At 68.0% G+C, this 20,028-nt stretch carries 16 protein-coding genes and 1 pseudogene; 9 read left to right on the forward strand and 8 right to left on the reverse strand.

The annotated features are described in order from the left end of the window. Nucleotides 1-14: 14 nt before the first annotated feature. A complete protein-coding gene (locus WDC87_RS00420; RefSeq protein ID WP_252745390.1) occupies nucleotides 15-3,872 on the forward strand; it encodes a YhdP family protein in 3,858 nt (1,285 codons plus the stop codon). A gap of 58 nt (nucleotides 3,873-3,930) precedes the next feature. Then, complete coding sequence (tldD, locus tag WDC87_RS00425) at nucleotides 3,931-5,376, forward strand: metalloprotease TldD (RefSeq protein ID WP_072168528.1); 1,446 nt, start codon at nucleotides 3,931-3,933, stop codon at nucleotides 5,374-5,376. A gap of 41 nt (nucleotides 5,377-5,417) precedes the next feature. On the opposite strand, the gene yjgA is transcribed toward tldD, so the two are convergent. Then, nucleotides 5,418-6,005, reverse strand: a complete 588-nt coding sequence (yjgA, locus tag WDC87_RS00430; protein ID WP_088496583.1) for a ribosome biogenesis factor YjgA — start codon at nucleotides 6,003-6,005, stop codon at nucleotides 5,418-5,420. 68 nt (nucleotides 6,006-6,073) lie between these two features. On the opposite strand from yjgA, the gene pmbA reads away from it, so the two are divergent. Both pmbA and WDC87_RS00440 read left to right on the forward strand, forming a co-directional pair. Beyond that, nucleotides 6,074-7,441: a metalloprotease PmbA gene (gene pmbA / locus WDC87_RS00435; protein ID WP_072168526.1), complete on the forward strand. Its 1,368-nt coding sequence runs from the start codon at nucleotides 6,074-6,076 to the stop codon at nucleotides 7,439-7,441. A gap of 87 nt (nucleotides 7,442-7,528) precedes the next feature. Continuing rightward, nucleotides 7,529-7,900 carry a DUF4870 domain-containing protein gene (locus tag WDC87_RS00440; RefSeq protein ID WP_005418071.1) on the forward strand — a complete coding sequence of 124 codons (372 nt, stop codon included), beginning with the start codon at nucleotides 7,529-7,531 and terminating at the stop codon, nucleotides 7,898-7,900. Between the two features lie 75 nt (nucleotides 7,901-7,975). Here WDC87_RS00440 and WDC87_RS00445 read toward each other — a convergent pair whose 3' ends face one another. The 5 genes from WDC87_RS00445 to WDC87_RS00465 form a co-directional block, all read right to left on the reverse strand. Further along, nucleotides 7,976-8,854, reverse strand: coding sequence for a farnesyl diphosphate synthase (locus tag WDC87_RS00445; RefSeq protein WP_072168525.1), 879 nt, complete (start codon nucleotides 8,852-8,854; stop codon nucleotides 7,976-7,978). Further along, on the reverse strand, nucleotides 8,844-9,104 hold the full coding sequence (locus WDC87_RS00450; protein WP_005410522.1) for an exodeoxyribonuclease VII small subunit: 261 nt from the start codon (nucleotides 9,102-9,104) through the stop codon (nucleotides 8,844-8,846). Before WDC87_RS00450 ends, WDC87_RS00445 begins: the two co-directional genes overlap by 11 nt. Before the next feature lie 36 nt (nucleotides 9,105-9,140). After that, nucleotides 9,141-10,427, reverse strand: a complete 1,287-nt coding sequence (gene tilS, locus WDC87_RS00455; protein WP_181357781.1) for a tRNA lysidine(34) synthetase TilS — start codon at nucleotides 10,425-10,427, stop codon at nucleotides 9,141-9,143. 540 nt (nucleotides 10,428-10,967) lie between these two features. Continuing rightward, nucleotides 10,968-11,513, reverse strand: coding sequence for a WG repeat-containing protein (locus WDC87_RS00460; RefSeq protein ID WP_188240763.1), 546 nt, complete (start codon nucleotides 11,511-11,513; stop codon nucleotides 10,968-10,970). Beyond that, entirely contained in the window at nucleotides 11,510-13,216 is a 1,707-nt protein-coding gene (locus WDC87_RS00465; protein ID WP_252745391.1) for an alkaline phosphatase, read from the reverse strand. Before WDC87_RS00465 ends, WDC87_RS00460 begins: the two co-directional genes overlap by 4 nt. A 154-nt stretch (nucleotides 13,217-13,370) precedes the next feature. Here WDC87_RS00465 and WDC87_RS00470 point away from each other — a divergent pair, with 154 nt between their 5' ends. Continuing rightward, the gene (locus tag WDC87_RS00470; RefSeq protein ID WP_072168520.1) at nucleotides 13,371-14,705 is read left to right on the forward strand and encodes a dicarboxylate/amino acid:cation symporter; all 1,335 of its coding nucleotides are present in this window, start codon (nucleotides 13,371-13,373) and stop codon (nucleotides 14,703-14,705) included. A gap of 287 nt (nucleotides 14,706-14,992) precedes the next feature. Here the strand turns inward: WDC87_RS00470 and WDC87_RS00475 are convergent, their stop codons facing one another. Beyond that, a complete protein-coding gene (locus WDC87_RS00475) occupies nucleotides 14,993-15,700 on the reverse strand; it encodes a C40 family peptidase (RefSeq protein WP_227836959.1) in 708 nt (235 codons plus the stop codon). 197 nt (nucleotides 15,701-15,897) lie between these two features. Further along, nucleotides 15,898-16,437 (reverse strand): C40 family peptidase, encoded by a 540-nt coding sequence (locus tag WDC87_RS00480; protein ID WP_005418044.1) that lies wholly within the window; start codon nucleotides 16,435-16,437, stop codon nucleotides 15,898-15,900. A gap of 111 nt (nucleotides 16,438-16,548) precedes the next feature. Here WDC87_RS00480 and WDC87_RS00485 point away from each other — a divergent pair, with 111 nt between their 5' ends. The 4 genes and pseudogenes from WDC87_RS00485 to gorA all read left to right on the forward strand — a co-directional run bounded on the left by WDC87_RS00485 (nucleotide 16,549) and on the right by gorA (nucleotide 19,918). Continuing rightward, entirely contained in the window at nucleotides 16,549-17,031 is a 483-nt protein-coding gene (locus WDC87_RS00485; RefSeq protein ID WP_005418041.1) for a peptidylprolyl isomerase, read from the forward strand. Nucleotides 17,032-17,130: 99 nt separating this feature from the next. Continuing rightward, nucleotides 17,131-18,375, forward strand: a complete 1,245-nt coding sequence (locus WDC87_RS00490) for a DUF418 domain-containing protein (RefSeq protein ID WP_252745392.1) — start codon at nucleotides 17,131-17,133, stop codon at nucleotides 18,373-18,375. Between the two features lie 23 nt (nucleotides 18,376-18,398). Then, nucleotides 18,399-18,563, forward strand: a pseudogene (locus WDC87_RS00495) (amino acid dehydrogenase); the annotation flags it as partial. After that, the gene (gene gorA / locus WDC87_RS00500) at nucleotides 18,560-19,918 is read left to right on the forward strand and encodes a glutathione-disulfide reductase (RefSeq protein WP_072168518.1); all 1,359 of its coding nucleotides are present in this window, start codon (nucleotides 18,560-18,562) and stop codon (nucleotides 19,916-19,918) included. The pseudogene WDC87_RS00495 and the gene gorA, both read left to right, overlap by 4 nt. Nucleotides 19,919-20,028: the final 110 nt, after the last annotated feature.

Genomic DNA, 20,028 nt, shown 5'->3' on the forward strand with positions numbered 1-20,028 from the left:
GCCGGCGGTGGCCGATGAGCGCGCCGCCGCGCCTGCGACTGCGAAGGATCCGCCGTCATTTCATTGCCGCCTGTGCGGTGGGCCTGGTCGGGCTTGCACTGCTGGTGGGCACCTTCAGCCAACTGCTGCCGCTGGCCGAGCGTCATCCCGACAGGATCGCCGCCTGGCTGAGTGAGCGGGCTGGCCAGCCGGTGCGTTTTAACCAGCTGCAGACGACCTGGACCCGTCGTGGCCCGCTGCTGCAGCTGAAGGGCCTGCGCATCGGTGCCGGGCAGGGCCTGGCGATCGGCGAGGCCGAGGTGCTGGTATCGATGTACAGCGGGCTGCTGCCCGGGCGCTCGTTGACCGAACTGCGCCTGCGTGGCCTGGCCCTGGACCTGCAGCAGGGCGAAGACGGACGCTGGTCGGTGCGCGGGCTGCCGCAATCCGACAACGGGGGGGATCCGCTGGATGCGTTGCGCCGGCTCGGCGAGCTGCAGGTGATCGGCGGCCGCCTGGGCGTGCACGCGCCGGGGATCGGCATCGACACCACGCTGCCGCGCATCGACCTGCGCATGCGGGTCAATGGTGATCGCCTGCGCGTGGGTGTACGCGCCTGGGCCGATGCGCAAGCGCTGCCGCTGACCGCGGTACTGGACGTGGACCGTGCGCGCGGCAACGGCCAGGCCTGGCTCGGCGCCGACCCGGTCGATTTCCATGCCTGGTCGCCCTTGCTGGCGGCCGGCGGCGTGCGCCTCCGCGAGGGCAAGGGCGAGCTGAACCTGTGGCTGACCCTGCGTGATTTCGCGCCGGTCGCGCTGACCACCGATTCGGACCTGCGGGACGTGCGCGTCGACGGTGCACCGATGCCCGGCGTGGCAGTGCCGCAGCTGCAGCTGCAGCGGCTGCAGGCCCGCCTGCGCTGGCAGCGCCAGGCCGATGGCTGGGCGTTGCAGGTGCCGCGCCTGCGCCTGAAGACCGGAGATGGCGAACAGCAGCTCGATGGCCTGCAGCTGCAGATCGGCAAGCAGCTGCGGGTGAACGCCGGTGCGGTGCAGGCCGGCACCGCGCTGCGAGGGCTGGCCCTGAGCAATCTCCTTGAACCGGGTCTGCGGCGCTGGCTGTTCCTGTCCAGGCCGCAGCTGGAGGTGCGCAGATTGCAGTTGGCCGGCGAGCGTGATGGCCCGTTGCGGGCACAGGGCGAACTGCAGTCACTGGGCTTTGCCAGCGTCGGTGGCTCTCCGGGCCTGCGCGGCCTGGGTGGACATTTCGAAGGCGATGCCGATGGCTTCAGCCTGCAGCTGCAGCCGCAACGGCAGCTGCAGTTCGATTGGCCGACCGGCTTTGGCGTGCGGCATGACCTGCATCTGGCCGGACAGATCGTGGGGTGGCGCGACGAGGGCGGCGGTTGGCGGATCGGAACGCCGGCGATGCGCGTGGAGGGCACCGACTACGCGGCCGACGTGCGCGGCGGCGTCTGGTTCCAGGGCGACGGCACGCGGCCGTGGCTGCAGCTGGCCGCCAAGCTGGACGACGTGCCGATGACGGCAGCCAAGCGCTTCTGGATCCACTCCAAGATGAGCAAGGGCGCCACCGACTGGCTGGACATGGCACTGGCCGGCGGCCAGGTGCGTGGCGGTGTCGGCCTGGTCACCGGTGACCTGGACGACTGGCCGTTCGACAACAACGATGGCCGCTTCGAGGCCACCGGCCACATCAGCAATGGCGACATCCGCTTCCAGCACGATTGGCCGCTGATGCGCCAGGTCGATGCCGATATCGCCTTCATCGGCCCCGGCTTCGAGATGCGTGGACGTGGCGACCTGGCGGGCGTGGCGGTGCAGAAATTCGAAGCCGGCATTCCGGACTTCGGCCACCAGCCGCTGTACGTGCGCGCCGACGCGCCGAGCGAGGCCGGCAAGCTGCTGGCGATGCTGCGCCAGAGCCCGTTGCACAAGGACTATGGCGATACCCTGGACAACCTGGTCGCCAGTGGTCCGGCACATGTGACTTTCGATCTGCTGCAGCCGCTGCACCACGATGAAGGCGGTGGTCATCTGCAGGGGACGGTCGACTTGACCGGCGTGAAGCTGGTCGACAAGCGCTTCCAGCTGGCCTTCGACAACATGCGAGGGCAGGCGCGCTACAGCAATGGCGGCTTCGGCGCCGACGAACTGGCGGTGCGCCACCTCGGCCAGGATGGCCGCCTGAGCCTGCGCGCTGGCGGCTACGTGCACGACAGCACGCAGGCCTTCGAATCGAAGCTGACGGCGCATCTTGATGCGGGCGTACTGATCGACCGCGCACCGGAAATGGCCTGGCTCAAGCCCTACATCACCGGCACTTCAGCGTGGACCATCGCGGTCAACCTGCCCAAGGTGGCCCCGGGGGCGCCCGCGCCGCCGAGTGAACTGCGGTTGAGTTCGGATCTGGTCGGCACGCGGCTGGACCTGCCGGCACCGCTGGACAAGCCGGCCGCCGAAGCGCTGGCGACCACGGTGGCCGCGCAGTTGCCGATGGGCGCCGGCCGCATCGATGTGGCCTTCGGCCAGCGCCTGGCCCTGGCCGCACGCAGCCACAACAACCAGACCGGCGTGCAGGTCACGTTGGGCAGTGATCATGTTGATCGTGAGCCGCCGCCGAGCGGGCTGACGGTCAATGGCCGCAGCGCGACCCTGGATGCGCTGGAGTGGATCGGCCTGGCGCGGGGCGGCGGTGACGACGATGCGATGCCGCTGCGAGCGGTGGACGTCCAGGTCGGCCAGTTGAAGCTGATCGGCGGCGTGTTCGAGCAGACCCGGCTGCAGCTGCACCCGGGTCCACAGGCACTGGATGTGCGCCTGGACGGCCCGTCGCTGGCCGGACGCCTGACCGTCCCCAATGCGGACGGTGGCACGATCAGTGGCCAGCTTGACCGCGTGCACTGGCAGTCACTGCCGGCGGCACCGGGTGCGCCGGCTGCACCGGCGCGGGTACAGGCCGGTGCCAACGACATGGACCCGGCCAAGCTGCCGCCGTTCGCGCTGGACATTGCCGACCTGAAGTTCGGCAAGGTGGTGCTGGGCCAGGCGGTGCTGCGCACGCGGCCGCTGGCCAACGGCCTGAACGTGGATGAGCTGCGTTTCCGTGCGCCGGACCAGGAGATCGACATCAGCGGTCGCTGGCTGGGCCGGACCGGCGGTGCCCGTACCGAGTTGACCGCACAGGTGCGCAGTGAGGATCTGGGTGGGTTGATGCAGAATCTTGATTACGGTGGCCAGTTGCACGGCGGTTCCGGCCAGGCGCAGTTGCAGGCCTCGTGGAGCGGAGGCCCGTCGGACTTCCAGCTGGGCAATCTGCAGGGCAGCCTCGACCTGCACGCGCGCAATGGCCAGCTGCTGGAGCTGGAGCCAGGCGCCGGCCGCGTGCTGGGCCTGCTCAGCGTCGCGCAGCTGCCGCGGCGCCTGATGTTCGACTTCCGCGACTTCTTCTCCAAGGGCTTCGCGTTCAACCAGATCGACGGCAGCATGCAGTTCGGCCAGGGCATGGCGCGCACCGACAAGGTGCTGATCGAAGGCCCGGCGGCCAACATCACCATCCGTGGCCAGGCCGACCTGCGCAACCAGCGGTTCGACCAGACCATCGACGTCAACCCGCGCGCGGGCAACCTGCTGACCGTGGTCGGTGCGGTGGCCGGCGGCCCGGTGGGGGCCGCGCTGGGCGCGGCCACCAATGCGGTATTGTCCAAGCCGCTGGGCGAGATTGGCGCCCGAACCTACAAGGTGACCGGTCCATGGAAGGAACCTAAGGTGGAAGTGATCGAGCGCAGCCGCGACAAGACCCCATCACCGCCCGAGCCGGCGTCTGCACCGGCCATTCCGCCGACCGTCACCGACCTACCGCGCTCGCGCTGAGCGCGGTTCCCTGTTCACGGGGCTTGCCTGAGCGCCCCCGCACCCCCAGATCGAGACCATGACTGATATCGCCCTGACGCTTGCCCAAGACCGCCTGCTGCGCCCCGGCGGCCTGGATACCGCTGGCCTGGAGCGCACCTTCGGCCAGTTGCTCGGCCCCGGTGTCGACTTCGGTGACCTTTATTTCCAGCACGCCCGCCGCGAGAGCTGGAGCGTGGAAGACGGCATCGTCAAGGACGGTGCCCATTCCATCGAGCAGGGCGTGGGCGTACGTGCGATTTCCGGCGAGAAGACCGGATTTGCGTACTCCGATGACATCCATGCCGACGCGCTGCTGGCGGCGGCGCAGTCGGCGCGCGCGATCTCGCGTGAGGGCGGTGCGCAGTCCGGGCGATCGCTGCTGCGCGGCAATGCGCGTGCACTGTACCCGGCGCTGGACCCGATCGATGGTATCGGCAACGAAGCCAAGGTCGAGGTGCTCAAGCGCCTGGATGGTTACCTGCGTGCCGCCGACCCGCGCGTGAAGCAGGTGATGGTGAGCCTGTCCGGCGGCGTCGATACGGTGCTGATCGCCCGCAGCGACGGTGTGCTGGCGGCCGATGTGCGTCCGCTGGTACGCCTGAATGTGCAGGTGATCGTCGAGCACAACGGCCGTCGCGAGTCCGGCTATGCCGGGGGCGGTGGCCGCTATGGCTACGAAGACCTGTTTGCCAGCGGCCGCCCCGAAGCCCTCGCCCAGGAAGCGCTGCGCCAGGCGCTGGTGAACCTGGAAGCGGTGCCGGCGCCGGCCGGCATGATGCCGGTGGTGCTCGGCCCGGGTTGGCCGGGCGTGCTGCTGCACGAAGCGGTCGGCCACGGCCTGGAAGGCGACTTCAACCGCAAGGGCACCAGCGTCTACGCCGGCCGCATCGGCGAGCGTGTGGCGGCACCGGGGGTGACCATCGTCGACGACGGCACCCTCGACGGCCGCCGCGGTTCGTTGAACATCGACGACGAAGGCCACCCCAGCCAGTGCACCCCGCTGATCGAGGACGGCATCCTGGTCGGCTACATGCAGGACAGCCTCAATGCGCGGCTGATGGGCATGGCCCCGACCGGCAACGGGCGCCGTGAATCGTTCGCGCACCTGACCATGCCACGCATGACCAACACCTACATGCGCGCCGGCGAGCACGACCCGCAGGAGATGATCCGTTCGGTGAAGAAGGGCCTGTACGCGGTCAACTTCGGCGGTGGCCAGGTCGACATCACCAATGGCAAGTACGTGTTCTCGGCCACCGAGGCCTACCTGATCGAGGACGGCCGCATCACCACGCCGGTGAAGGGCGCGACCCTGATCGGCAACGGCCCGGAAACCATGCAGAAGGTGCGCATGGTCGGCAATGACCTGGCCCTGGACGAGGGCGTGGGCATCTGCGGCAAGGACGGGCAGAGTGTGCCCGTGGGTGTCGGCCAGCCCTCGCTGTTGATCGAGGGCATCACCGTCGGCGGTACCCAGGCCTGAGCGTGGCGATGGCCACAGCAACCGCCCGGGCCGACGGGGACTCAGTCCTCGTCGGCCTCGCCGGTCCCGATGTGGTCGGCGTCTTCGGCGCCGGCCTTCAGGCCCAGCGCGGCTGGCAGCATCAGGCCGCGCAGCACCTGGAAGATCTCGCGGTAAGCGCGCGGCGGCTTGTTCCTGGCCTTCTCGGCCTGCGCGTTGCGTACCAGCGTGCGCAGCTGCTGGCGGTCGGCCTGCGGATAGTCATCGAGCAGAGCGGCCAGCGCCTTGTCTCCCTCGGCCAGCAGGCGGTCGCGCCAGTCTTCCACACGGTGCATCATCGCCACTTCGCGGCGGCCGGTTTCGCTGTTGGCGTCGAGCGCATCGCGGATCGCATCCAGCGTGGCCTCTTCTTCGCGGCGCATGTGCTTGGCCAGGAACGCCAGTTGGCGCTTGTGGGCGATGTGGGCGGTGATGCGCTTGCACTCGGCGATGTGCGGCAGCAGGTCTTCCGGAATCGGCAGGCGCGCCAGCTGGGCCGGGGTCAGCGACACCAGCTTCTCACCCAGGGCCAGCACGTCGAGTGCATCGCGCCGGTTCTGGCTGCGGCTCTTGTCGTGGAATTCACCGGTTTCTTCGTCGCGTCCGCGCATCGTCCCTACCTGATTTCAAAAAAAGTCGCCCGGCGTGATGCCGGGCCCAACCCGTACAGGATAAAGCATTGAACGTGATCGCCCCTGAAGTGGCCGTCGGCGACGACAGCCTGGCCCGGCTGGAACGGCTGGCCGACCTCTCCCAGCAGCTGCTCGACCGCGCCCGCGCGCTGGGCGCCAGCCAGGCCGAGGTCAGCTGCAGCGAGGACCGCGGCCTGGAGGTCAATGTCCGCCTCGGCGAGGTCGAGACCGTGCAGTCCACCCGTGACCGTGGCATCGCCGTGACCGTCTATTTCGGGCAGCGCAAGGGCAGTGCCAGCACTGGCGACCTGAACGAGGCCAGCCTGGCCGCTACGGTCGAGCAGGCCTGCGCGATCGCACGGCATACCGAGGATGACCCGGCCGCCGGCCTGGCCGAGGCCGCACTGATGGCCACCGACTTCCCGGACCTGGATGGCTGGCACCCGTGGGCGCTGCAGGCCGATGAGGCGGTGGACCTGGCCCTGGCTTGCGAGGCCGCTGGCCGCGAGGCCGATGCGCAGATCCGCAATTCCGATGGCGCTTCCGTGTCGAGCATGCAGAGCCTGTCGGTGTACGCCAATTCGCACGGCTTCTTCGGCCGTGAGCGCGGCACCCACCATTCTATCGGCTGCGCGCTGATCGCCGGGCAGGGCGACGGCATGCAGCGCGATGGCTGGTACACCAGCGCGCTGGCGCAGGGGGACCTGGAAGACGTGGGCCTGGTCGGCCGTCGCGCCGCCGAGCGCACCATCGCCCGCCTGCAGCCGCGTTCGTTGGCCACTGGCAGCATGCCGGTGCTGTTCGCCCCGGAAGTGGCGCGCAGCCTGGTCGGCCACCTGCTGTCGGCAGTGTCCGGCGGCGCGCTGTACCGCCAGGCCAGTTTCCTGCTGGACAGCGTCGGCCAGCGCCTGTTCCCGGAGTGGATGCAGATTGACGAACTGCCGCACCTGCGCCGCGGCCTGCGCTCAGCCGCCTTCGACGGCGACGGCGTGGCCACCCGTGCTTCGGCGCTGGTCCGTGACGGCGTGCTGCAGCGCTATGTGCTGGGCAGCTATTCGGCGCGCAAGCTGGGCCTGCAGACCACCGCCAATGCTGGCGGCGTGCACAACCTGCAGCTGGCGGCCAATGCCGGCTCGCTCGAAGAGATCGCCCGGCAGATGGGTGACGGCCTGCTGGTGACCGAGCTGATGGGGCAGGGTGTGAACGGGGTGACCGGCGACTATTCGCGCGGCGCCGGCGGCTTCCGTGTCGAGAACGGCGAGATCCAGTACCCGGTGGACGGCATCACCATCGCCGGCAACCTGCGCGAGATGTTCAGCAGCATCGAGGCGGTCGGCAGCGACGTCGACCCGCGCTCGCACATCCGGACCGGCTCGATCCTGCTGGGGCGGATGACCATTGCCGGTAATGATTGATGGCATCGATGGCGTAAGCTATGCCCGCCTGACGCATCCAGCTTGGTGCTGGTGGGTCAAGACCACCCAATGAAAAGGAGTTTTGTCGTGAGTGAATTCGATAACGTCCCGCCGCCGCCGGCAACCACCAATGCCCCGGCCGACCAGCGCACGATGGCGCTGGCCGCGCACCTGCTGGGCATCTTCACCTGGTTCATCGGCCCGCTGATCATCTGGCTGATCAACAAGGATGACGCCAGCAAGTCCTTCGTGACAGACCAGGCCAAGGAAGCGCTGAACTTCCAGATCACCATCACCATTGCGATGCTGATCTGCATCGTGCTGACCATCGTGATCATCGGCGGCATCCTGGCGCCGATCGTCGGCATCCTGAACCTGGTGTTCTGCATCATCGCCGCTGTGAAGGCCAACAACGGCGAAGCCTACCGCTACCCGTTCGCGCTGCGCCTGGTCAAGTAATACCGTCTGCGTGCGCAAACAGGAACGCCCGGCATTGCCGGGCGTTCCTGTTTGGCGCCAACGTCACGCCAGCGATCAGTGATCGCGTTCCACCGCCAGTGTTGCCAGCGCGCGCAGCGCATCGGCTTCTTCGCCATAGTCGGCCAGCGTGGCCTGCATGCGTGCGGCCAGTTCGCGCAGCTGCGCCTTCGCACCGTCCATGCCGAGCAGCGCGGGGAAGGTGCTCTTGTCCTGCGCCTGGTCCTTGCCGGCGGTCTTGCCCAGCTGTTCGGAACTGGCTTCGACATCGAGGATGTCATCGCGGACCTGGAAGGCCAGGCCGAGCGCGTCGGCGAAGCCGTCCAGCTGGGCCAGCTGTGGTTCGTGGGCCTGGCCGCACAGCGCGCCCAGGCGCACTGCCGCGCGGATCAGCGCGCCGGTCTTCAGCGCATGCATGCGGGTCAGTGCCGCCAGCGTCTGCTGCTGGCCGGTGGCGTCGATGTCCAGCGCCTGGCCACCGCACATGCCGGAAGCGCCGGAGGCGTGGGCCAGGGTCTGCAGGCAGGCCACGCGCAGCGTGGCCGGCAGCGGCGCATCGGCCAGCAGACCGAAGGCGCGGGTCTGCAGGGCGTCACCGGCCAGGATCGCGGTGGCTTCGTCGAAGGCGATGTGGGTGGTCGGCTTGCCGCGTCGCAGCGCGTCATCGTCCATCGCCGGCAGGTCGTCGTGCACCAGCGAATAGGCGTGGATGAGCTCGACGGCCATCGCCGCTGCGTCAAGGTGTTCAGGCTGCGCGCCAAACAGATGGCCACTGGCGTACACAAGCAGCGGTCGCATGCGTTTGCCACCGCCCAGCACCGAATAGCGCATGGCCTGGTGCAGGCGCTGCGGTGCTTCGGCGGGCGAGGGCAGGGCGGCGTCGAGCTGGCTTTCGATACGGTCGCGCCAGCGCGCGAACAGAACCTCAGCCGTCATGGCTGGGCGGATCGAAAGGCTCGGATGCTTCCGGCTGCGCCGGATCGCTGAGCAGGCGCACGCGCAGTTCGGCCTGTTCCAGCGCCTGCTGGCACTGGCGGTACAGACCGACGCCGCGTTCGTAAGCACTGAGCGAGGCTTCCAGGCTCAGCTCGCCGGTTTCCATCTGCTCCACCAGCTGTTCCAGCGATTCGAGCGACTGCTCGAACTGGGCGACCGGGGAGGCGTTTTCGGGGGACTTCTTGGCCATGCGGCAAGTGTGGACGGGCTGCGCGCGGGGGTCAATTCACCAGCCGCCGGGACGCCACTGCAGCTGAGCATCCTGGGCCTGCAACCAGGCTTGCAGAGGGGCCGCAATGACCACGTCGGCGGCAGCGAGCAACTGTGGCCCATCGAAGATCAGCGGCAGCTGGGCGCGCCGCCAGGGCGCCAGGTGCTCGCGTTGCAGGCAGTCCTTCAGTGCATGCGAATGCGGGCGACCGGGCAGCACGATGCGCTCGCCGCCCACGCGCGCACGGACCTGAAGCGGGCGTTCGAAGGCCACGGCGCCCCGCAGGCGCAGTTGACCACCATCGGGCAGCGGCAGGGGGGCACGCCCATCCCATTCGGCCTGCCACCCGCGGGGCAGCGATGGCAGCTGTGCGGGCAGCAGATAGGCGTGATCGCGCCATTGCTGGATGGCATGCTCGTGCCAGCGCACCCGCGCCTGGCGATCGTTGCTGGCCGGCAGGAGTTCGTGCAGACCCTGCTGCAGTACCGTGGCCGGCAGTGGGGCGGCACCGTGGCCGATCACCCAGGCGCGCAGCACGCGCGCGGCACGCCCCGGTGACACCTGGCGCAGCAGTTGCAGCGAAAGCACGCGTGGTGCCACTTCCAGGTGGGCGATCAGCTCGGCGTCTTCCTCGTCCAGCAGAGCACGGGTCTGCCCGCAGTGCATTGCGCTGCCCGCCAATGCCGCAGCCGCATGCGGCCAGCGCTGGCGCAGCAACGGCAGCACCTGCAGGCGCAGGAAGTTGCGATCGGCGTGGTCGTGGCCATTGCTGGGGTCTTCGATCCAGCGCAGCGCGTGCTGGCGCGCGTAGTCGAGCAGCGCGTTGCGCGTTGCCGGCAGCAGGGGGCGCCATAACGGATGCCCGCCAATGTGGCTGTGTGCGGACATCGCCGCCAGGCCGTCAATACCGGAACCGCGCAGGGCACGCAGCAGGAAGGTCTCGGCCTGATCGTCCTGGTGCTGCGCCAGTGCCAGCGTTTCGCCGTCGCGCAGTTCGGCCGCGAAGGCGGCGCGTCGCGCCTGCCGCGCCGCGCCTTCAAGGCCGAGGCCCGCGCGATTGTCGATCTGCACGTGATGCACGGCCAGTTCAATGCCCAGTGCCGCGCATTGCTGCTGGCAATGCAGCACCCAGCCGTCCGCATCGGCCTGCAGGCCATGGTGTACGTGCACCGCACGCAGCGCCGTGCCGGAGGCCTGTGCGCAGCGCCACAGCCAGTGCAGCAGCACGGTCGAGTCGACACCACCGCTGTAGCCCACCAGCAGTGGCGCATCGAGCGGAACGAGGGCAGGGAAGGCAGTCACGCCGGCAAGTATAGGGTTGCTCGGCAGGGCTGCGCCCTGCACCCGCAGAGGCCACGGCCACGGCAGGAGCCGAAGCAACAGCAGAAGCTGGTTTCCTGCGCGTCGGCGCGGTGGGTCCGGTTGCGGGGGACGCCGTAAATACGTCCCTGTAGGCTCGGTCGCGCCATCCATGGCGCTCACGCCCCCGCAACCGGATCCACCCCGCCTTCGACAGTTTCCTACGGTCTGTTGGACATGTTGATGGGGTCAGATCCGTTTTCCGCAGGAAAACGGATCTGACCCCGGATTCAATTCGATATCTGACAGATCTGATCCACGCATGGCGTGGATGGTCCAACCGTCACCGGAAATCTGTCGGGGGGTGGGGCGGTGTGGGTGGGCAGGACCGTTGGCGCCATGGATGGCGCCATCGAGCCCCCATGGACGGGTTTACGGCGTGTCCTGACCAGCCACACCGTCCCGCCCAACTCACAGAAAACCAGAGCCGCTTTTGATCTTGATTTGGCTTCGGCAGGTGCAGGGCGCAGCCCTGCCGAAATCCTACTTCACCCGGCGGCCCGAGCGGTCGATGCGGAACCACTCTCCGCCTTCCATCGGCGTGTGGCCATCGGCATCCGGCGTGCCGCGCCGGCAGCCGTTGCAGACCTCGGCCACGCCATCCTGGAATGGCCAGGCGAAATCGAAGGTGCCGGGCACCACCTGGCGGAACTTCAGGTCGAAGTAGCCGACGCGGCTGCCGACGCGGCCGCGCAGCAGGCCTTCCTGCGGCGTTTCCGGGCCGTTGTCCCAGGTCAGCACCGGCAGGCTGCGGCCCGTGCGGTCGACGTAGTGGAAGCCCTGGTCGGCATACACCACGGCCAGGCCGTGGTCGTCGTAGTTCAGGTCCTTCAGCGTATCGGCGCTGATCTTCAGCCGGTGATCGACCACCTCGCAGTTGGGGAGCGGCCACAACCCGTGTTCGTCGGTCAGCAGCTTGCATGCCGGTGCCTGTGCCTGTGCATTGGCACTGACCAGCACGCCAAGCATTGCCAGCGACCGCGCAAGGCGGCCGCTGGCAGGGGCAGGGCGGGCCTGCCGCGCGATCACTTGGCCTCGGCCTTGCGTTCGAAGCCCGTCGGTGCCGGCAACTGCACCGGCACGCCCTTGTCATCGCAGGTGCCGGCCTGGCACAGGCGCTCGCGCAGGGCCGGGGTGGCCTGCACGATCATGTGGTAGATCGCGTTCTGTTCCAGCGTGCCGCGGATCGCCTTGCTGCCCGGGCCACGCGCCCAGATGCCGACGTCCTCACCACCATGCGATTCGGACTTCATCGGCACCAGCGCTTCCTGCATGTAGTCCGGATGCTCGGTGTCGACCTCGCGCAGGTTCGGGCGACCGTTGGCCGGTTCGAAGCTGCTTGGGTTGTGCGGGTAACGCTTCGGCCCGGCCGGCTGCTGGTTGCTGCTGCCGGTGTGGCCTGGGCCGTTGGCGTAGCTCAGCGTGGTGTACGGCTGGCCGGTGCCGTCCAGGGCGTAGTCCAGCTTGCCGGCGCCGTCTTCGCCGCCCTTGTCCTTCACCTTGCCCAGGATCGGGTTGCCGCGTGCCGGGTAGCCGACGAAGTTCAGCGTGTGCGAGTGGTCGGCGGTGACGATGATCAGGGTGTCGTCGGCCGAGGTCAGCTCGTTGGCCACGCGCACCGCATCGGACAGCGCCACGGTCTCGGTCAGTGCACGGTAGGCATTGCCGCTGTGGTTGGCGTGGTCGATGCGCGCGCCTTCGATCATCAGTACGTAGCCTTCCGGGTGCCTTGAAAGGTTCTTGATCGCCGCTGCGGTCAGTTCGGCCAGGCTCGGCTCACCGCCCGGATCCTGCGGGCGCTCGTACTCGTAGCGCATGTGGTCCGGCTCGAACAGGCCAAGGATGGCCGGCGCATTTGCGGCTGCGGCCAGCTGCTTGCTGTTCCAGACATAGGCACCCTGCGGATGCGCCTGCTGCCATTCCTGGACCAGGCTGCGGCCGTCCAGGCGCTGGCCGACCTTGTCGTCGTATTCCGGGTCGCGCTCTTCCACGGTGGTGAACTCACCACGGCCGCCACCAAGGGCGACAAGCGGACCGCGCCCATAGCGCGAGGTCGACAGCAGCTGCTGGGCGATGTCCTTGCAGCCGGCCGCCTTGGCCGCTTCAGTCAGGTCGGTGTCGTTTTCCCAGTTGCGCTCGGGCGAGTGCGCGTAGGTGGCAGCGGGGGTGGCATGGGTCAGGCGGGCGGTGGAGACCACGCCGGTGGCCAGGCCGGCGCTGTCGGCCAGCTGCAGCCAGGTCAGCAGGCCCTTGGACAGGCTGTCGGCACAGTCGGTGCGGCTTCCGGCACTGACGCCGATCGCGCCCATGTGGGTCTTCACGCCGGTGGTGATGGCGGTCATGGTGCCGGCCGAATCAGGCGTCTGCGAATCGGTGTTGTAGGTCTTGCTGAACGCCGTGGCCGGGAAGCGTTCCCAGGACAGCAGGTTCTCCTCGCCGGAGCCGCCCTTGCGCTGGCCCTCGTAGATGCGCGAGGCGGCCACGGTGGTCAAGCTCATGCCGTCACCGAGGAACAGGATGACGTTCTTCGCCTTGCCGGACATCGCACCATTGGCCGCAGCCTGGGCGGCACCGCTGCGGTACCACCACTGCGGGGTCTCGCCGGCCGGATGGGCGACCGGGTCGACGGCGATCTTCAGGCCGGCCGGGGTGGAGGCAGGGGAGGTGCTGGCGCAGGCGCCCAGCAGAAGGGTGGTGGCGCAGGCGGCCAACAGGGAGACGGAACGGCGCATGGACGCTGGGATCTCACAAACTGTAACGGGACATTCATTATGCCCGCCCCAGCAAGGCACGCCGATGACACACTGATTTGCCGGCCGGGCGGTCGTTCTGCGGGCTGCCTTGGGCTATCGTGCCAGCATCCCTTCCTTCCCCTCTGGATTGCCTATGACGCTGGTCTCTGCCTGGCTGCGGATTCCGTTCTGGCAGCGCGTGGTCGGTGGCTTCGTGCTCGGCGCGCTGGCCGGCTGGGCGCTCGGCCCGGCCGCGGAAACGTGGTTCGGCCCGCTCGGTGAGCTGTACGTCACCCTGATCAAGATGATCGCCGTGCCGCTGGTGTTCTTCGCAGTCATCAACGCGATCTCGTCGCTGCACGGGCAGAAGTCCGTGGCCGCGCTCAGTGGGCGCACCTTCCTGTGGTTCGTGATCACCGCCGCGCTGGCAGTGTGTGTCGGCCTGGCCGTGGGTACGGTGCTGCAGCCCGGCGCGGGTGGCCTGCAGTTGTCCATGGCCAGCAACTACGTGCCGCGCGAAGTGCCCAGCGTGGTGCAGGTTCTGCTGGACGTGGTGCCGGCCAATGTCTTCTATGCGCTGTCCGGCATCGGCACGAAGGTCAACGCGGCCGGTGAGACCGTGCTGGCCGCGGGTCGCGGCTCGATCCTGCCGGTGATCTTCTTCGCCGGCCTGGTGGGCTTTGCCATCGTCAAGCTGGGCGAGAAGGTGACCGAGGCGCGCAAGCTGGTCGGCCAGATGAGCGACATCATGATCCAGGTGACCCGCTTCGTGCTGGAAGTCACCCCGATCGGCACCTTCGGCCTGATCGCGGGCCTGGTCGGCAGCTATGGGTTCGAGAAGCTGCTGCCGCTGGGCCATTTCGTGCTGGCGTTGTACGTGGCCTGTGCGCTGCACATCGTGGTGGTCTACAGCGCGCTGCTGCTGGCGCACGGCCTGAACCCGCTGAAGTTCTTCCGTGGCGCCGCACCGGGCATGCAGGTTGCGTTCGTCAGCTCGTCCAGCTTCGCGGCGATGCCGGTGGCGCTGCGTTCGATCACCCACAACCTGGGCGTGAACAAGGACTACGGTTCGTTCGCGGTGCCGCTGGGCGCCAGCATCAAGATGGACGGCTGCGGCGCGATCTATCCGGCGCTGTGCGCGGTGTTCATTTCGCAGTACAGCGGCGTGCCGCTGACCCCGGAGCAGTACGTGGTGGTGCTGATCGCCTCGGTGCTGGGCAGCTTCGGCACCGCCGGCGTGCCGGGTACTGCGGTGATCATGGCCACGGTGGTGCTGAGCGCGGCGAACCTGCCGCTGGAGACCATCGGTTACCTGTATGCCATCGACCGCATCCTGGACATGATGCGCACGATGACGAATGTGACCGGCCAGATGCTGGTGCCGGTGCTCGTGGCCAAGGAAACCGGGCTGCTCGACCAGGCGGTGTATGACAATCCGTCCAGCAATGTGGGCGTGGACGATCCTGACCCGACTCCGCCACGCAGCTGAGGTTGCGTGGAGATGAAAGGCCCGCCTGACCGGCGGGCCTTTTGCTTGGGGATGGCCGACGCGGTGCCGGCCAAGGGGCATTCCTCGTAGATCCACGCCATGCGTGGGGGGAGAGACACAGTGCCGACCAACGGTCGGCACCTACCAGGGCGGTCGGCGGTGGCACAACGAGCAGGTCCCAGTAGATCCACGCTATGCGTGGATGGGGGGCAATGGATTCCTGCCAACAAAAAAGCCGCTGCAGGGCAGCGGCTTCTCGCGTCAGGCGGCGCCGTAGCGCCAGCGGGTCAGAGGTCGACCCGGCGGGCCTGCATGAACTTGTTGCCCCAGTAACCACTGAGTAGGGTGTCCACGCGCACGTCCTTGCCCGAGCTGGGGGCGTGCAGGAAGCGACCGTCGCCGACATAGATGCCGACATGGTCGACGCGGCCCTTGCGGCCGAAGAACACCAGGTCACCGGCAGCCAGCGCGGTGCGGTCGTTGATCAGTTCGGCGTTGTCATCGTGGGCCATCTCGCGCGAGACGCGCGGCAGCTCGATGCCCAGGGCCGAACGGAACACATAACCGACCAGGCCGCTGCAGTCGAAACCGCTGTCCGGGTTGCTGCCACCCCAACGGTACGGGGTGCCCAGCAGGGTCATCGCGCGGCGCAGCAGCGACTGCACCTTGCCGTTGTCGGCGGCGGTACCGACAACGCTGCCATTGGCGGCGCTGCTGGTGTCGTAGTTGGCGAGCAGGCGGCTGAGGTCGCCGGCCACCACGGCCGAGCGGTCCATCAGCGGAATGGTGTCGTTGGCGGCCAGGTGCGGCAGCAGGGCGGCCAGCGTGGCGCTGGCGGCGGCATCGACGCGGCTGCGCTGCGGAGCGGCAGCCTCGGCCTTGGCGGCCGGTCGGGCGGCGCTCTCGGCCACCGGGGCCGGGGGCACATCGGAACGGTTCGGAGCAGTCTGCGACCAGGCCGGAAGGCTGGTCAGGCACAGTGCCAGGCCAAGCAACAACGGGCGGGCACTGCGTGAAGATACGGAAGTCTGGCCTTCGCTTTTCAGGTCGTCAGTCGTCACGCGTCGGTCACAGGAAAAAAACGATGGGGCATCATGCCCTGTAAAACCGCCGATAAGTTAAAAATTCCGTTAGTAAAACGTTATTTCAGTAGTGATTTACGTCACAGTTTTGAACATATCGCCTGTTCATTTTAGCGAAGGACGCGTTTCGCCCCTGTGTAGTGGTCTTTCCAGTAGGGGCCGCTGAGCGAGTCGAGGCGTACCGTCCCGCCGGTACTCGGCGCGTGCACGAAACGCCCCTCACCTACATAGATGCCGACATGGGTGACGCTGCCTCGGCTGCCAAAGAACACCAGATCGCCGGTGGCCAGGCGCTGCGGATCGATCTTCGGGCCCTGTACGGCGGCCAGGTCGCGCGAGGTGCGCGGCAGTCGCAGGTCCAGCATTTCGCGATAGACATAGGCGACCAGGCCGCTGCAGTCGAAGCCCGAATCCGGGGTGTTGCCGCCATAGCGGTAGGGCGTGCCGACCAGGCTGATGGCCCGCATCAGCACCGAGTTGGCGGCCTCGGGGTTGTCCGGCACGGTCTTCGGCCAGTTCGCCGTCGGCGGGGGCGGCGCCGGGCGGGTGGCCTTGCCGCCGCCACAGGCGGTCATCAACACGGGCAGGGCCAGCAGCAGGGCCGGGGCGAGAAACCGGCGCGGGCCGGACGAAACTGGCGTGATGTGCATGATCTCCGGATAATGCGCCACCTTGGATTGGCCGTCATGATGGCGGCGTCCCCGCCGGGCGACAACCCGCCCCAACCCGCCTGCCTCCGGCAGATCCAGACAGAGTTGCGCATGAAGATCGAAAAAGACCGCGTTGTCCGCTTCCACTACACCGTTTCCGAAGTCGGCCAGGAGCCGATCGAGTCGTCCAAGGACCGCGGCGAGCCGCTGGCGATCCTGATCGGCCACGGCAACATCATCCCGGGCCTGGAAAACGCCATGATGGACAAGGAAGCCGGCGCGACCTTCAACGTCGACGTCAAGGCGGCCGATGCCTACGGCGAGCGTCGTGAAGGCCTGTCCCAGCGCGTGCCGAAGAAGCACTTCGGCAACACCAAGCTGGCCCCGGGCCAGCAGGTCGTGCTGCAGACCAACTTCGGCCCGCGTGCGGTGACCGTGCAGAAGGTCGGCATGAGCGTCGTCGACGTCGACCTGAACCACCCGATGGCCGGTAAGGACCTGCACTTCGACGTCGAGATCGTCGACGTGCGCGAAGCCGGCAAGGAAGAGATCGACCACGGCCACGTCCACGGCGACGGTGGTCACCAGCACTGATCGCAGCGCGATCGTGATGGATGCAGCGGCCCGCTTCGGCGGGCCGTTGCGTTTCTGGAACACGGCGCGGCCATCCATGGCGTACGGGCCGGCGGCATAATGGCGGACCTGCCTGACGGACGCCCCGTGAACGCCGCTTCTCCTTCCCTGCAGCCGGTCGCTTCCGGCGAACGCATCGCCGTGCTGGACGTGCTGCGCGGTGCCGCGCTGCTGGGCATCCTGCTGATGAACATCGAGGCCTTCAGCGGACCGCTGGACCTGGCCTTCACCGGCATCGACGTACATTGGAAGGGCATCGACTACTGGGCCGATGCCTTTGTGTACGTGTTCGTGCAGGGCAAGTTCTTCACCCTGTTCTCGCTGCTGTTCGGCGCCGGCTTCGCGGTGATGGCGCAGCGCGCTGAGGCCGCCGGGCGCGACTTCACCCCGTTCTACCTGCGCCGCAGCGCTGGCTTGCTGCTGATCGGCCTGTGCCACGCGCTGCTGGTCTGGTCCGGCGACATCCTGGTGATGTACGCGTTGGTCTCGTTGCCGTTGCTGGCCTGCCGCGAGGCGCCGCGCAGCTGGCTGCCGTGGATGGGCGTAATCGTCTATCTGGGCGGCGTTGCGCTGATGCTGCTGGTGGGCGCGATGGTGTCGATGGCTTCGGCCGAAGAGGTGCGGGGCATGCTTGCCGAGGCGCAGCAGAGCATCGACCTACAGCGGCAGGTGTACGGGCAGGGCAGCTGGGCGCAGGCCACTGTGCAGCGCCTGAGCGAGTTCGGCACCTCGATGGGCGCGCTGCTGATCACCGGCCCGGAAGTGCTGGGCATGTTCCTGATCGGCAGCTGGTTCGCCGCCAGCGGCGCGTTGGCGACGCCGGAGCGCTTTCCGCGGCTGTACGCGGTGCTGCGTTGGGGGGCACTGCCGCTGGGCCTCGTGGTCACGCTGCTGGGTATTGCCTGGAAGCCCTATCTGGCGCCGGGTGCCTACGGCCTGCCGGCGACGGCGGCGATGGCGCTGGTGACGATCGGTGGCCTGCCGATGTGCCTGGGTTACCTCGCGTGGATCGTGCATTGGCGTGCGCGGTTGGCCTGGCTGGCACCGGTCGGGCGCATGGCGCTGACCCACTATCTTGGTCAGTCGCTGCTGTGTACCTGGACCTTCTACCACTATGGCCTGGGCAGGTTCGAGATGATGCCGCGCAGCGTGCAGCTGTTGTTCGCGCTGCTGCTGTTTGCCGCGCAGGTGGTCTTCTCGCACCTGTGGCTGCGCCATTTCCGCTTCGGCCCAATCGAGTGGGTATGGCGTGCGATGACCTATCGGCAGTGGCCACCGATGCGGCGCAGGACGGAGCAGGGGTGAGCGATGGGCGCGCATGCGCTGAGCTGATCGGCCGCGCGCCCGCGCATCCTCACGTCTGGCTTGCAGCGGGGCATGGCATGCTCGGCATCAGCATGAGCGCCGGCACCGGCCAGCTGATCGCCGATCTCGTCTGCGGCCGCACGCCAGCGATCGATCCTGCCCCTTACCGACCCGAGCGATTCCGATGAGCACTGCACCTTATGATTACGACCTGATCGTCCTTGGCGGCGGTTCCGCCGGCCTGGCCGGTGCCATCCGTGCAGCGCAGCATGGCAAGCGCGTGGCGATGCTGGAACCGGGCGAACTGGGCGGTACCTGTGTCAATGTTGGCTGCGTGCCGAAGAAGGCGATGTGGCTGGCGGCCGATCTGCACGAGCGCATCGGCCTGGCCAATGCGATGGGCTTCGATGTCGAGGCACGCCCGGCGCTGTCGTGGAAGGAGCTGGTGATCCATCGCCAGGCCTACATCACCAACATCCACACCAGCTACCACAAGCGCCTGGATGAAACCGGCGTGGTGCGCATCCCTGCGCGCGGCCGTCTGCTCGATGCGCATACCGTGGCCTGCAGTGACGGCGTGCATTACAGCGCCGAGCACATCCTGATCGCCACCGGCGCGCATCCGCTGCGCCCGGATATTCCCGGCGCTGAACTGGGCCTGGTTTCCGATGACTTCTTCGATCTGCGTGCGGCACCGGCCGAGGTGGCGATCATTGGTGGCGGCTACATCGCGGTGGAACTGGCCGGGTTGCTGCAGGCGCTGGGCAGCAAGGTGAGCCTGCTGGTGCGGGGCAAGCGGTTGCTGGAGCGCTTCGACTACGAGCTGACCGACCAGCTGGCCGAGAACCTGAAGCAGCAGGGCGTGCGGATCCACTTCGACTATCGCCTGCGCGAACTGCAGCGCGATGGCGAGCGCGTGCGTGCGTTCGGCCATGACGGCCCGATCGACAGCGTGTTCGATGCGGTGTTCTTTGCCACCGGCCGCCGCGGCAACAGCCGTGATCTGGGCCTGGAAGCGCTCGGCATCGGCATTGGCGAGCACCAGCAGGTGCAGGTGGACGAATGGCAGACCACCTCTGTGCCGAGCGTGCACGCGGTCGGCGACATCGCTGGCAAGGTCGGCCTGACCCCGGTGGCGGTGGCCGCTTCACGGCGGCTGATGGACCGCCTGTTCGGTGGACGTCCGCAATCGAAGATGGATTACGAGAACGTGGCCAGCGTGGTGTTCTCGCATCCGCCGCTGGGTGCAGTGGGCATGAGCGAAGAGGAAGCGCGCGCGCGTTTTGACCAGGTGAGCGTTTACCACAGCCGTTTCCGCCCGATGCTGCAGGCGCTGGCCAACGGCACCCAGCGCAGCCTGTTCAAGATGGTCTGCGCGGGCCCGGAGGAGCGCGTGGTGGGTATCCACCTGCTGGGCGAAGCGGCCGACGAGATCCTGCAGGGCTTCGCGGTGGCGGTGAAGATGGGCGCAACCAAGGCCCAGTTCGACGACACCGTGGCGATCCACCCGACCTCGGCCGAGGAAGTGGTGCTGATGCGCTGAGCCCGCAGTTGTAGAGCCGAGCCCACGCTCGGCTGCTTTTCGCCCAGGCTTGGCGAAGCCGAGCGCAGGCTCGGCTCTACAGGGCACCGGGGGCGCCCGTGCGACAATGG

Source organism: Stenotrophomonas maltophilia group sp. Smal12, assembly GCF_037079935.1.
GTDB classification, from domain to species: domain Bacteria; phylum Pseudomonadota; class Gammaproteobacteria; order Xanthomonadales; family Xanthomonadaceae; genus Stenotrophomonas; species Stenotrophomonas sepilia.